The 848-nt window shown below is 66.3% G+C and carries 1 protein-coding gene; it reads right to left on the minus strand.

Annotated elements, in window-relative coordinates:
- Nucleotides 1-304 precede the first annotated feature (304 nt).
- On the minus strand, nt 305-848 hold a 544-nt coding region (locus B8460_RS19990), incomplete at its 5' end, for an SDR family oxidoreductase (protein WP_048863385.1).

The following is an 848-nucleotide window of genomic DNA, read 5'->3' on the forward strand; positions in this document are numbered from 1 at the left end:
GCGTGGCGGAGCCCGTTTGTAGCCGATCCCGGGGCGGCCAAAAGCGCCGGAGACCACCACAGGTTGCAATTAGCCAAAGTTTTTTAACCAATTCACGTTATGGTTGTGGGTTGTTTAGTGAACAAAACCACGTGAGGCGCCGCCGGCGCGGCGGCGGCAAATGCCGGGGCCGCATCATTCATGCGACGAGTCGCGAGTCTTTCGAGTCGCTTAGCGCCCGGACATGAAGTGTGCCGGCAACAGCCTGTGGACAAAACTGTCCACAGGCCGCGTGCCGGCATGATGTTTCATCCTGCGAAATGGCCTAGCCGCGCCCGATGAACGGCATCTTGGTCGCCATCACGGTCATGAATTGCACGTTCGCATCGAGCGGCATGTCCGCCATGAACAGGATCGAGCGGCCGACATGGCCGGCGTCCATGGTCGGTTCCACCGCCACGCTGCCGTCCGCCTGCGGCACGCCGGTCGCCATGCGCGCCGTCATCGGCGTCGCCGCGTTGCCGATGTCGATCTGGCAGCAGGCGATGTCGAACGCCCGCCCGTCGAGGGCGATCGACTTCGTCAGGCCGGTGACCGCGTGCTTGGTCGCCGTGTACGGCGCGGAGCCAGGGCGCGGCGCGTGGGCGGAGATCGAGCCGTTGTTGATGATCCGCCCGCCGCGCGGCGTCTGGTCGCGCATCAGGCGAAAGGCGGCGCGGGCGCACAGGAACATGCCGTTGAGGTTGACCTCCACCACCTCGCGCCAGGCGGCGTAGTCCAGGTCGCCGAAATTGGTGGAGGCGAGGCCGCCGCCGGCATTGTTGAACAGCACGTCCACGCGCCCCGCCGCGTCGCGGACGGCGGCGAAC

Source organism: Acidisphaera rubrifaciens HS-AP3, assembly GCF_000964365.1.
In the GTDB taxonomy this organism is placed as follows: Bacteria; Pseudomonadota; Alphaproteobacteria; order Acetobacterales; family Acetobacteraceae; genus Acidisphaera; species Acidisphaera rubrifaciens.